The organism is Lysinibacillus sp. FSL R5-0849, assembly GCF_038595075.1.
GTDB classification, from domain to species: domain Bacteria; phylum Bacillota; class Bacilli; order Bacillales_A; family Planococcaceae; genus Lysinibacillus; species Lysinibacillus fusiformis.
This window is the reverse complement of the sequence record NZ_CP152004.1, coordinates 3,011,735-3,025,222: the sequence shown is the minus strand read 5'-3', so window position 1 is coordinate 3,025,222 and position 13,488 is coordinate 3,011,735. Positions and strand designations below refer to the sequence as shown.

Annotated in this window: 12 protein-coding genes; all 12 read left to right on the top strand. The window is 35.6% G+C overall.

Annotation, left to right across the window (positions count from 1 at the left end; translation table 11 throughout):
• Positions 1-12 precede the first annotated feature (12 nt).
• The 12 genes from gcvPA (at position 13) to MKY80_RS14750 (ending at position 13,409) form a co-directional block, all read left to right on the top strand.
• Positions 13-1,359 carry an aminomethyl-transferring glycine dehydrogenase subunit GcvPA gene (gcvPA, locus tag MKY80_RS14805; RefSeq protein ID WP_008181054.1) on the top strand — a complete coding sequence of 449 codons (1,347 nt, stop codon included), beginning with the start codon at positions 13-15 and terminating at the stop codon, positions 1,357-1,359.
• Positions 1,352-2,815, top strand: coding sequence for an aminomethyl-transferring glycine dehydrogenase subunit GcvPB (gene gcvPB / locus MKY80_RS14800; protein ID WP_008181056.1), 1,464 nt, complete (start codon positions 1,352-1,354; stop codon positions 2,813-2,815). The genes gcvPA and gcvPB overlap by 8 nt, the downstream gene beginning before the upstream one ends.
• A 93-nt stretch (positions 2,816-2,908) precedes the next feature.
• A complete protein-coding gene (locus tag MKY80_RS14795) occupies positions 2,909-3,832 on the top strand; it encodes a serine/threonine-protein kinase (RefSeq protein ID WP_342529993.1) in 924 nt (307 codons plus the stop codon).
• Positions 3,833-4,407: 575 nt separating this feature from the next.
• Positions 4,408-6,576, top strand: a complete 2,169-nt coding sequence (locus MKY80_RS14790) for a transcriptional regulator (RefSeq protein ID WP_171365666.1) — start codon at positions 4,408-4,410, stop codon at positions 6,574-6,576.
• A 227-nt stretch (positions 6,577-6,803) separates the two neighbouring features.
• Positions 6,804-7,229, top strand: coding sequence for a hypothetical protein (locus tag MKY80_RS14785; RefSeq protein ID WP_008181062.1), 426 nt, complete (start codon positions 6,804-6,806; stop codon positions 7,227-7,229).
• A gap of 91 nt (positions 7,230-7,320) precedes the next feature.
• Positions 7,321-7,755, top strand: coding sequence for a DnaJ domain-containing protein (locus MKY80_RS14780; protein ID WP_008181063.1), 435 nt, complete (start codon positions 7,321-7,323; stop codon positions 7,753-7,755).
• 32 nt (positions 7,756-7,787) lie between these two features.
• Positions 7,788-8,363, top strand: coding sequence for an FHA domain-containing protein (locus MKY80_RS14775; protein ID WP_089986106.1), 576 nt, complete (start codon positions 7,788-7,790; stop codon positions 8,361-8,363).
• A 34-nt stretch (positions 8,364-8,397) separates the two neighbouring features.
• The gene (locus MKY80_RS14770) at positions 8,398-8,925 is read left to right on the top strand and encodes an FHA domain-containing protein (RefSeq protein WP_036127052.1); all 528 of its coding nucleotides are present in this window, start codon (positions 8,398-8,400) and stop codon (positions 8,923-8,925) included.
• Between the two features lie 6 nt (positions 8,926-8,931).
• Positions 8,932-9,771 (top strand): protein phosphatase 2C domain-containing protein, encoded by an 840-nt coding sequence (locus tag MKY80_RS14765; protein ID WP_089986105.1) that lies wholly within the window; start codon positions 8,932-8,934, stop codon positions 9,769-9,771.
• Between the two features lie 26 nt (positions 9,772-9,797).
• Positions 9,798-11,408 (top strand): serine/threonine protein phosphatase, encoded by a 1,611-nt coding sequence (locus MKY80_RS14760; RefSeq protein WP_237068806.1) that lies wholly within the window; start codon positions 9,798-9,800, stop codon positions 11,406-11,408.
• 37 nt (positions 11,409-11,445) lie between these two features.
• The gene (locus tag MKY80_RS14755) at positions 11,446-12,723 is read left to right on the top strand and encodes a normocyte-binding protein (protein ID WP_342529992.1); all 1,278 of its coding nucleotides are present in this window, start codon (positions 11,446-11,448) and stop codon (positions 12,721-12,723) included.
• The gene (locus MKY80_RS14750; protein ID WP_342529991.1) at positions 12,714-13,409 is read left to right on the top strand and encodes an iron-dependent peroxidase; all 696 of its coding nucleotides are present in this window, start codon (positions 12,714-12,716) and stop codon (positions 13,407-13,409) included. The genes MKY80_RS14755 and MKY80_RS14750 overlap by 10 nt, the downstream gene beginning before the upstream one ends.
• The last annotated feature ends 79 nt before the right edge of the window (positions 13,410-13,488 follow it).

Below are 13,488 nucleotides of genomic sequence, written 5' to 3'. Positions count from 1 at the left end.
GGACCTACATTTATGAAACATCGTTATTTACCAATGACGGAGCAAGATCAAAAAGAAATGTTAGACGTAATCGGTGTATCCTCAGTTGATGAATTATTCGAGGATATTCCAGAGAAAGTACGTTTTAAAGGCCTTTATGACATCAAGGCAGCAAAATCGGAATCTGCTTTATTAAAAGAGTTATCGGCACTTGCTGCTAAAAACAAAGACACAAATGCGAATGCATCGTTTTTAGGTGCAGGCGTTTATAACCACTACAAGCCCGTGATCGTGGATCATGTTATTTCTCGCTCAGAGTTTTATACAGCTTATACACCCTATCAACCTGAAATTTCACAAGGTGAGCTTCAAGCTATTTTTGAATTCCAAACTATGATTGCAGAGCTTACTGGTATGGATCTTGCCAACTCTTCTATGTATGACGGTGGTACAGCATTGGCTGAAGCAGGAATGTTGGCAGCTGGACATACACGTCGTAAGAAAATTTTAGTATCTGAAACGGTACACCCAGAATATCGTGATGTTGTGGCTACATATGCCTATGGTCAATCTATTGAAATCGTAACAATTCCACATAAAGATGGTGTGACTGATATTGCAGCTTTAAAAGAGCTAATTGACGACAATACGGCAGCAGTTATTGCTCAATATCCAAACTTCTTTGGTCAAGTTGAGGATATTCAAGTAATTGGTGATATAGCACATGAAGCAAAAAGCTTATTCGTAGTATCGTCTAACCCACTTGCCCTAGGTATTTTAACTCCTCCAGGTAAACTAGGAGCTGATATTTGTGTAGGTGATGCACAAGTTTTCGGTATCTCTGAAGCATTTGGTGGTCCACACTGTGGTTTCTTTGCAGTGACAACTAAATTAATGCGTAAGGTGCCAGGTCGTCTTGTTGGTGAAACAGTAGATGGTGAAGGACGTCGTGGTTATGTATTAACACTACAAGCACGTGAACAACATATCCGTCGCGATAAAGCAACTTCTAATATCTGTTCGAACCAAGCACTTCTTGCACTTGCAGCTTCTGTAGCGATGACAGCTCTAGGGAAACAAGGTATTCGCGAAATGGCTACACAAAATATTGCGAAAACACGTTATGCAAAAAATGCCTTTGAAGCAGCAGGCTTTACAGTAGCATTCCAAGGTGCACATTTTAATGAAATCGTAGTGAAAACAAATAAATGTGTGAAGGAAATCAATAAAGGCTTAATTGAAAAAGGTATTATTGGTGGATATCCTTTAGGTCAAAATTATGACTCTCTTAAAAATCATGTGCTAATTGCAGTGACTGAATTACGCACAAAAGAAGAAATTGATGCACTAGTTGCAGAAATGGGGGCTCTTCATGCATAACGAAAATCAAACACTCATTTTTGAAATTTCAAAAGAAGGTCGCGTTGGCTATAGTTTAGAAGCGCTTGATGTACCTGAAGTAGATCTAACAGATATATTACCTGCTAATTTAGTACGTACAGAGGCAGCAGAATTACCTGAAGTATCTGAGCTTGATATCATGCGTCACTACACAGCACTTTCTCGTAGAAATCATGGTGTAGACTCTGGCTTCTACCCACTTGGCTCATGTACGATGAAATATAATCCAAAAATTAATGAAGCGGTAGCTCGTCTTTCTGGCTTTGCCAATGTGCACCCACTACAAGATGAGTCAACAGCACAAGGTGCCATGGAGCTTCTTTATGATCTTCAAACGTCATTAGTAGAAATTACTGGTATGGATGAAGTGACATTACAGCCAGCAGCAGGGGCACATGGAGAGTGGACAGCATTAATGATGATCCGCGCTTTCCATGAAGCAAATGGAGAAGGTCACCGTAACAAAGTTATCGTTCCCGACTCTGCTCACGGAACTAACCCAGCTTCAGCAACAGTAGCAGGCTTTGAAACAATTACAGTTAAATCAGATGAAACTGGTTTAGTTGATATTGAAGACCTTCGAAAAGTCGTAGGTCCTGACACTGCTGCCTTAATGTTAACAAACCCGAATACACTTGGTTTATTTGAAGAAAACATCATCGAAATGGCGGAGCTTATCCACTCTGTTGGCGGTAAAGTGTACTATGATGGTGCCAACTTAAATGCCGTTATGAGTAAAGCACGTCCTGGCGATATGGGCTTTGACTGTGTACATTTAAATCTGCATAAAACATTTACAGGTCCACACGGTGGTGGTGGTCCAGGTTCAGGTCCAGTAGGCGTAAAGGCAGATTTAATTCCATTCCTACCAAAGCCAGTACTTGTAAGAACGGAAGAAGGAGCATACCATTTCGATTACAACCGTCCACAATCTATCGGACGAGTAAAACCATACTATGGTAACTTTGGTATCAATGTGCGTGCTTATACGTACATCCGTACAATGGGTCCAGATGGCCTAAAAGCTGTCACAGAATATGCTGTATTAAACGCCAACTATATGATGCGTCGTTTAGAGCCATTCTACGATCTTCCATATAACCGTCATTGTAAACATGAATTTGTTTTATCTGGTCATCGCCAAAAGAAATTGGGCGTTCGTACACTAGATATCGCAAAACGTCTGTTAGACTTTGGCTATCATCCACCAACAACATACTTCCCATTAAATGTGGAAGAGGCGTTAATGATTGAGCCAACAGAAACAGAATCTAAAGAAACATTAGATGCATTCTGCGATGTGATGATTCAAATTGCGAAGGAAGCGGAGGAAAATCCATCCATCGTTCAAGAAGCACCACATACTACAGTCGTTTCTCGCCTAGACGAAACACGTGCGGCTCGTACACCTGTACTACGTTATCAAAAAGCTTAAAATTGACAAACCGCTCACTTTTTTAGTGGGCGGTTTTTATATGAGTTTTTTGTTATAATTTCCCTTAGATGGTTTGTGGAAGGAGGGATTCAAATGCAAACAACATCAGCGGAATTGAGTTTACCAATAAATAATCTATTAAATAATACATACAGCATCAAACGGCTCCTTGCAACGAGTAAATTATCATTTGTTTATATAGCCGAATACATAAGCACTGGAGAAGAAATTATTATAAAAGAGTTTTTCCCTTTAGAGATTGCTTTACGAGATTTGGATAACAAATCAGTAATCAATCGTTTACCTTCTACAAAGGAAAAATTTCAGGAATTAAAGGAGAGATTTCTAAGTGAAGCTTGCATGCTCCAGCAATTGAACCATCAACATATTGTTAAATATCGACATCATTTTTTTGAAAATGGTTCCATTTATATAGTCACAGATTATTATGAAGGGGTTTTATTAGAGCAATATATACAACGATTTTCATTGAGTGAGAGACATCTTCTCTATCAAGATATATTTTTACCCTTAATAGATGCGATTACTTATTTACATAATAAGGGGATCATACATCGCGATATTAAACCTAGTAATATTATGATTGATGCCAAGGGACAGCCCCATTTATTAGATTTTGGATCTGCCGTGTACTATAAAACCGTAACAAAATATCCGATATTTACTAGTCCAGGCTATTCTCCCCTTGAACAGTATTCCATGAAAGGAGAACAAGGAATCTATACCGATATTTATAGCTTGATGGCAACCTTATACTATGCATTAACGAATAAAATACCAGTAGATGTTTCACAGAGGTTAATTGAGGATAAAATTGCGAATGTGAGAAAATATAATCCGAAAGTAAGTATTTTTATGTCATTCACTATTATGTGGGGGCTGCAAATAGAAACTAAAAAAAGGTGTTCCTCCCTAAAATTTATTAAAAATATGATTGCTATTGAATTAAAGTTCAAATGCAAAAAGAACTATTTTGAGATTTTTGATTCCAAATGACCAAATTTACTATTCGCTTCATACTATTTATCCATTTTTACTATATTGAGTATTTATCATAAAACAGCTTATGGCCTAAGGTAAAACGGACCATAAGTTGTTTTTTTTATAAAAAAATATTAAAAAAGCCATAAATTGTATAAAAATATCATATTTATTGCCATGTAATATTTTTACTAAAGATACTTATAAATGTTTTTCGTGACAATATATTCTATAGAAAATATTGACATTGATTTTAGATATTGTATAGTTACCAATGTGATACATTAATCATTAGTAAAGTTTGTAAGAAAGATGCATAAAGTTGGATAGAGATTCTTATAAATTAATTTCAATTTCACTACATAGCTTTGTGTAAGGTTGGTATATTTTAACTACTTTGTTTTATTATTCTATATTACTATGTGTAGAACAGTGATAATTAGTTCATAAAACAATAGTATTTGATGTGGTTTTGCAATATCCAACCCTGTACTCATTATGCTCGTATGTTCTAATTACTTACTAATGCTTATGCCTACTCGAATTCGTTTTAAAAGGAGGGATGGCTGTAGAATTATACAGCCAAATGAATGGAGATTATTAATCAAACAAACCGAACTATGCTCTTTGAAGAAATAAATCCTGAGAAATTGGATTTAATTACGCTCGTTGGAGATGTCAAAGGAATTGATAGTCTAAGTGATGAAAAAATTAAAGAAATTAATCAAAGTCTTCTTGTAAAAAGTTTCGATGAATTTTTAGATAAGTTTTCTCCCACGGTTTACTCATTTTACAATGCCGCAAATCAAAAAGTCATGTATACCTTAAAAAAGCCAGAAGGAATTCAAGATGATTGTATTTCTGAAATAGCAATTGACCAAAATAATGATTTTTTAAAAATGCTATTTACGCTCATTGATACAAAAAGAAGTCAAGGAATTGCCAATGTAGATTTTAAATTTGAAAATTTACTTGATATGATCTCTCCTAAAAAAGTCATGGATGACATTCGTCAAGTACGTAAAGAGATTCATTACCTGTATGGTGAATATGACAAGCTAGATGAAGGCGACCCTAAGAAATTAGATACAGGTGACAAGCTTAATCTTATGTTTGAAGTAGCTAGTAGAAACTATAACAATGTGATGGCGATGTTACCGTTAGCAATTGAGGATATTAAAACAAGATTATTATTGGGTGCTAGTCAAGATGAGGGAGAATCTGAAAAGTTACAAATAGGTACTCTTTCAATTGGTGACAATGGTGAATTGAAAATCATTGAGGCACCACAAACAAATAGTGCAGAATTAATGGTCATTGAGGAAAATAGTAATTATGGCTTAAGTACTGTATTTGAGGAAGATTACGAAGCAATAACTGAATCACCATCTTCTTATGTGAAAGATTTAGTCGTCAGAACATTCTCGCCGCTTCCAGCAATTAAAGCTGAATTTGATGTAGAAACAGAAGTTCAAAACTACAATACATATCTTGAATTCTATAAGGATGCAAAGGATGAATTTGTCAAAACGGTTAAACCTTTAGTTGAAAAATTATTAGGGATCAAAATGTATTTTGATCAATATGCAACTAAAAACAAGGGTATGCAACCTTCATTAATCGTCACTAACACTAAGTTAGATATGCTGGTAAAAAGTAATAACTTACCGAGATTACGTACTTACTTAAACACTGTGAACTCGAAAAATGACTTTACAGATACGGTATGGTATGGAATTGTACCAGCCCTTGAACTTGAAGCATCTGGAAAAATGAAAGTAAGTCGATCTAGATTCAAAGGAAACGATAAAGTGACCAAGCAAGAGGGTAACACGATGGAATCACTATCCATTCTCTTGGACACTATAAAAGATTACAAGGTGCAAATTTTCTTTAACTTTATGGCTGAAGAAGAAACAACCTTCAATGGGATTGCAACAGCTGGTATTGATCGTCTTATCGATAAATGCTCTGTACTAGTTAGAAAGGATTATAGTGAGTTTGCTATACCATGTTTACCAAACTTTACGATTATTCCTAAAGATAAATCAGGAGTCGTTATTGATACACGTATGCATACTACTGAAAATGGAGCACGTTTATCAAAAGAGAAAGAAGATATCTTAAAGCTATGGATTGAAGGCGTTTATGTGGATGCTAGTTATGTTGCAGCAGGTATCGTATCTGCCTACCAATGTCCAGAGTATTTAAAGGAATCATTTAAAAATGTTAAACGAAATTATCCGGGAGTTCGATTCGATATTGAAGCGGGAGATAATTCACTAAGAGCAGTAACAACTATGGCAAAAGAGATTTCCGGTTTTACGAATAATATTAAGGATGCTATTAATAGCAGAAGCTTTGGTTTTGTATTCTCTTCTGAAAATGCTCAACTACAGGATAAAGATATTAGACGTATTACTGTCTATAAAGCAAGAAGTCTTGCGATGGAAGAAGATGGGTTTGATTCAATCTACAAAACTCAAGTTAGTACGTATATTGAAAGAATCCTTCGTTTCCAATCAGGGGACTTTAAACATGAAAATATTGTTCGTTTCTTTAGTAATAATCCAAGCAGTCAAAAAAGTAAGTGGCTCAATGATAAAGGCCATGTAAACTCTATTATCCATGATGGAGACGATATCGGCTACATCATTGATGAGAAAACAAGTCTTTGTCAGATTGATCTTGTGTTTAATGGGAATGTCAAAAATCTTGAAGTCACGATTACTAAAGGGACAAGCGCTGTTAAAGCCTAACAATTTATTTATTTCAATCATTAAAAATTTACGTAGGATGTTTAAGATTTATTAAATAATAAATCTTTTAACATAAATATGAATCGACTAACATCATCCAGATGAAAAATTACATATTTCACAATGCTTGTTTTAACACGTTGCTCTGTGAAATGAGATAGCTATGCTTAAACTTAATTCATCAGAGAAGATGGGAGTCATTCAACACAAATTAGGAGGAACTAAAAATGGGTTTTGTATTAAAAGTAGAAGGATCAGAAGCAATTGAATTAGGGTTAGAAAGCATTATGACTGTCGAGTATGAGACAGATACCCCAAACGATTCTAATGCTCGCTCTACAGATGTTGGAGCAACTTTAAAGGTAAAAGGTAAAATTTTAACTGCTACTGATGGTGATAATTCTGATGATACGATGAAATTAGGATTATGGTCATTAGTACCTGCTGAAAAAGCAGATTGTTACCGTAAAGTAACGCTTGAGGTTATCTCAGCGGATCAAGTAGTAAGAAAAATTCACTTCCCAAATGCTTTTGTTGTGGATTACACAGAAAGATATGGTGATACAGAAGGTATTGGTGAATTCTACTTATTCATTAAGCAAAAGAAAGACAAAACAGACTTGGCAAAAATCGAGGGTGGCTACGCTGTCTAAGGTTGTAGCTTGATAAAACTCTTCTAATTATCTAAGGAACTTATTTAGTTCCTTAGATAATTTTTAATAATCCTAAATTGGGGTTGAAAAGATGAAAACACATTATGAAATTTTAGGTGTTAGTAGAAATGCCACACAAGATCAAATAAAGCTCGCTTATCGGAAGCTATCCAAAAAGCACCATCCTGATGTAAGCGGGGGAAACAAAGAATCAGAAGAAATTTTCTTAAAAGCTACAGAAGCCTATAAAGTACTGAAAGATCCGGCATTGAGAGAGCCATATGATGCTAGTCTCGATGATCCAGGTACAGGCTGGCAATCGAAGCAAACGGATGAAAGACATTCTAATGGACATCAATCTGCAGACAAAAAACCAGATTTTAATATAAATAATATTGAAAAAAACTTTGAACACTTTTTTGGCTTCAATCCGAAAACAAAAGAAATGTCCTCAACTCTACATAAAAATGCGAAGAAAAATCCCCTTGACACAACGGATTTATTTGAGCGCTTTTTTAATAAATAATCAAATGGTAAAAAGTGAGGAAGTGTGATTACATGTATGATCAATATCCAACTGAAGCTTACAGTGAAAATGCAAGAAAAAAAATGCTTATAAAAATTATCGATATCATTATTGTCACCATTGCCTTCTTTTTCATTTTATATGTTTTTGTTATGAATCAGGAGGTTCTTTTAAAATTTGTTATTGGCACAGTAATGGTCATTCTTGCTATTATTTATGGTTCTCTCAAATACGAGGCGAAAGCAATTACTCAAACTATGACAAATAAGGACATTTCTAAGCTTGTTCTCCTTAATGAAAGTGGGATTGAAGTGGATGAATGGGAGCTTGGTGATCAAATTTCATTACTTATAGGAAAAAGCTCAGCTGAATATAAGGCAGATATTGATTTAAGTGGAACAGAATATGAATCTCTTGTTAATTATGAACATGCGGTCCTCAACTGTGTAGCTGGTATTTGGTATGTAGAGGATATTGATTCTGTTAATGGGGTAGGTTTAAAAAAGGCGCATAAGCGGGTGAAAAATAGATTAAAACAAGAGATTCCATACCCACTAGGTAATGGAGATACGATATACATAGCAAATACGCGAATTTTGGTGAAATAGAGAAAAATTCGTAACATAGATGGGGGATTTTGGAATGAGTTTAATTAGATGTACAAATGGTCATATGTTTAGTTCAAGGAGACATCGTAATATTTGCCCGTACTGTAATGTCATGGTGGAGCAGGAGCAAAGACAAAATAGCCCATCCACACCTGTCGCTGAAGCAGATGATAAAACATTGCCTTATTTAGGAGAAATGGATGGAATTGATCCTGTTACAGGATGGTTGGTTTGTATTGAAGGTCCACAAATGGGGAGAGATTATCGGATCTTATCGGAAAAGAATTTTATCGGTAGAGCAGAAGACATGCATATTCGAATTGCTGGAGACAATTCCATCTCTAAGCGTAATCATGCAGTCATTGTATATGATCCTAAAAAACGTAACTTTTACTTGCTACCCGGAGATGCATCAGGACTAGCTTATCTAAATAATGAAGCGGTTTATACACCAACTGAATTAGCAGCCTATGATGTTATTCAGTTAGGGAGAAGTATGTTTTTATTTATTCCACTTTGTGGCGTCCACTTTGAATGGGAAAACAATCAAAGTGAGGAATGATGACGAATGGACCATAAGCTAGTACCTTACATAATTGCATTAATTTTTATTGTTGTACTTATTTTTTTACTCATCATACGAGGTATCCTTGCTCAAAAAATGGAAAAAGGGAAAATTTACATTGGAAATGGTCAAACGATAGGAAGGCGGGATGAACAGGATGATTATTTCTCTACCGCTGAGACGGCACATGGCACAATGGCGGTGCTTGCAGATGGGATTAGTGGGTTAGCCAATGGTCGCATGGCTAGTACGATCGCAGTGACCACATTTATAGAAGAATTTAAAAAGCTTGGTAGCCTCAATCAGCTACAAGATTTTTTAAAGAAAGCAGCTTTGGCGAGTAATCATATGATCGTAGAAAACTTGAATGGCTCCAATGGAGGAACAACATTAGTCACCGCCATTATTGATAATGATGGCTACTTACATTGGGGTGCGGTAGGTGATAGTGTTATCACGATTTTTAGAAACGGTGAATTTTTAGCGATTAACCAAAAACATATTTTTGAATCGGTATTAACTGAACGTTATATTGCGGGTGAAATATCGCAACTTGAAGTGCAGGAAAATCCTTTGAAAAAGCGATTAATAAATTATTTGGGATATGAAGGCTTTAAAAATCTAGATACAGGAAATAATCCTATTCAACTACATAAAGGAGACAAGGTTTGCCTATTTAGTGATGGAATCTATGATGCTTTAACAGAGGTTGAAATGGAAAAAATCCTCTCTCAGCAAGCTCCACCCTATGATTTAGCACAAAACATTATAAAAGCCGTTGAACAAAAACGCCTAAAGAATCAAGACAATGCGACCATCTTGATTTTGGAAAAAATATGGTGACGGGGGAATAGAGAAGGAGGAGACTTATGAGAAAGGAAAATTGTGACTTTAAAACTAGTTTTCTATCTGAAGCTGGGTCCTTTCTGCAGAATAAAGACTACTTTGCGTATACAGAACTCGATGATGTTGCTTGTTGGGTAGCCATAAAGGGCTTAGATGCGGATCAGGAAATTAGCAGTGCCGAGCTTGCAGTAAAGGCTATTTTGGAACGTTTTATGGAAAAACCAACTATGTCGAGAAGAAGTATAAAAAAATATCTCAAGCATGCACAGAATATACTTCAAGCTCAAAGTTTACGTGTAAGATTGAAGGCTAGTGTTGTCATAGTTGTTTCGGATTATTCAAAGATGATTGTGGCAGTAGCGGGAAATTCACGACTTTATCATTTCCGTAATGGCACATTAACCTACAAAAGCACGGACCAAAGTTTAGCACAGGAAATTGTGAACAATCGAAATCGATCCTTAGATATTAGCCAGCATGAAGAGAGAGGGAATTTGCTAAATTATCTTGGTAAGCCAAATGATTTTCAACCATTCGTGTCTAAGAAAATGAAGCTCATGGATGGGGATGCCTTATTACTTTGTACGGCAGGATTCTGGGAAGATGTTAGTGAGATTGAGATGGCCGATGCACTTGAAGGTGCAAAGGATTCAGAACAATATACCGATTTATTGGAAGAAATTTTGTTAAGTAGACAAAGAAAAGTGGTAGAAAACTATACGGTTGCTGCAGTATTTGTTAATAAAGTTTATCAGGAAACAAATAAAAACAAGAAAAAGTATATAAAAATGATTGCTGCTGCATTAGTAGTAGCGTTGGTTGTAGGTGGTAGCACCATTTTTTATCAAGCAAAACAAGCTAAAAAAATTGCTGAGCTATCAGTAGAAATGAAGGATCATGAAAAGAGTGGCAATCAATATTTTCAGGATGGAAATTATGATGAAGCACTCCTTGCATATAGTGAGGGCCGAAATGCGGCAAAGAAATTGAAAGATCCTATACATAGAAATTTACTAGCTAGAAAATTAAGAGTGACACAACTCATTATCAATGGTGATCAATCAGCGGAAACTGGAAAATTTGCTGAGGCGTTGGAACACTATGAAAAAGCAAAAAAAGAGGGAAAAATCATTAATGGATTCGGTAAGGGAGAGGTAGTGCAAAGAATTGAAAATATGGATTCCATCGTTGAGATTGTTGACGCCATCAAGGATGCTGATTTTCGCTTTGAGGCTGAGGATTACAATGGTGCCTTAGCCATCTACCAAAAGGCTAGAAAAAAAGCACTGGCTATTTCTTTTACTGGCGAGCCACAGATTAAAACAAAAATAGAGGACACAGAGGAAAAAATAAAAGAATTAGAAAAGGCCCAAAAAGAATTAAAGGCAGAAGGATTAGAAAAGAATGGCGATCAGAGCTATGCCCGTCAGGAATACGCAAAAGCAATAGAATCCTATACGCTTGCTCAAGAGATTTATCAGGAAACAGAATTATTGGCAAAGGTTTTAGGGCTAGAGAGAAAAATTATGAATGTAAATGATAAATTGAATCCTATTCCACAAGGACAAGCACCGGAAAATGCTATCCCGAACGAGGCAGACTTACCGATTGATGAAGTACCTGATGCCAGTTAGCAATCCAATTCTGGGTTTATGAAAGAAGGAAAGTAAATTGTTAAAAGAGCTCATGTTCGAACGTTTACGAAAAATAGAAGATTTAGAGCAACGTCAATTACTAAAGGATATTGTAAGTGGTGTCTTTGTAAATCTTATCGACTATCAAGAGGATATGAACCGCAAGCTTGAGGAGCGTATTTTCAATGAGATGGATGATATAGAAAATAAATACGATATCTATGCAACACTGCTTCCTAGGGAGGATGTCGATCCCATCCATGACTGTTTATTTCCAATATGTCCAACAGATGTAGAGGAGAAAAAAATTTACACGGATAAGCTTCTTGGGTCCATTAAAAAGCATGAACCGGCAATGCTCATGACTATATTTTTAGCGTGTAATTCGGATGTGATTCAACATTTACTTGCACAGCCAAGAATATTTAGAGGAAGTTTAAAGACGTCTGAGGGTCAGGTTGAGATTCAAGTTGGCTTGATAAAGAATAATCTTTATGTAAAGGAAATCGAAAAGCTGTACTCTATTTTTCAAATAAATGGCCTTCCTTGGAAAACGATTAATCATCCATTTGTTCATAAATTTCTGGATGTCATCGTTGTAGACTGTCCGCCGTTACATGAAGATGTGGAAATAGAAGAAGTGACGATTGATTTAGAGGAATATGAGCAATACAAACGATTGAACATGGTGCCGCTTTGGAATATTCAACCCCATGTGGTGAAGAATAGTGGTTTTCCATTCCCGGCTATAGATAGAGTCAATTTTGAGCATGTCTTATCATTACGAAAAACGGGTAATCAACATGGCTATGTCATTGATACAGAAGAGGAAAATGTTAGGTATGTAAAACGTTCAGACCATGAACTGACAATTGTTTCGCCACTAGAGCAATCGGGAGAATGGCGATTATTAAAAATTGCTAAAGTAGAGCAGGAGCATATTGGCAAATTAAATTTTGCGCTAGTTTCAAATAGTCGTAATGACTATTTTATGCACAAGCTTTCTTATAAAAATAATCAAAACGTTTCTACAAAAGGAGAAATTATTCGGCTGATAAATTCCTTTGAGGCAGCAGATATGCTTGAACTAGTGAAAATTGATGTTTTCGAGGAACACGAACCAATAGGGAGTCGTAACCTTATTCAACCATTTTTAATGGATAGACAAGAAGGAAGCAATTATAAAAAAACAATGCTATTGCAATTCATATCTAAACAAGATAGAGACTTTATTGCGAATGATGTATTAAGCTTCCTGATTGCTGAAATACAAAGACATTTTATGGAATATAAATGTGTGGGTAAATGGCTATGAATTATATTTGGGATTTACTAATTAAAACAGAAGATGAAGGCTTTCAAACCAAGGATATTTACTTTCACCTAGCTCAAATTTATTCACCGTATATGGAGCTTAGTCCACAGCTATTAAATTCACAGGTAGTAGAGCAGCATGTTGAAGTAAATCCTTATTATCGTTATTTTCAAATCTTTAAAGACCTGTTTCATCCTGATCATACATCAGATAAAGAGTTTAGAGACTGCCTATTAGATATAACCTTACACTTTTTAGCTGAGATTGATCGCATGCAAGGTATGAATAAAAAAGAATTTTATATTCGCTTTATCCTGAGGGATATTCAGGCAAATGTATTTGGAAAACGGGTTCGCGATCATATCAAGCTTTTTTCTAAAAAGGAACAAGAAATTGTGGCATTAAACATGCTTAGACTCTATCAAACAGGCGAAGAAATATACCTGATCAAAGACACGCTGAAAAATATTTTTAAAAATTGTTTCATTTATGTTAAGTCCGAGGAAAAAGTTGAGTTACTTCTTTACATTCAGCAAAAAAAGACAGAAAAAAATAGTAAAAAGGTTGAGCTCATTCAAGAGATTTTTCTGCCAGTTGGCTACCATATAGAAGTTTATTGGCAATACCATTTTGGCATTATAGGATTAGAAGAGACCATGATGCTAGATCGAATAGCTCTTTATTAAAGAGAGCAAGGGAGGGCTATAGGTGACGACCAAATACTCGTATAAATTGAATTTGAATAAGCGTTATTCAGAAAAAAAA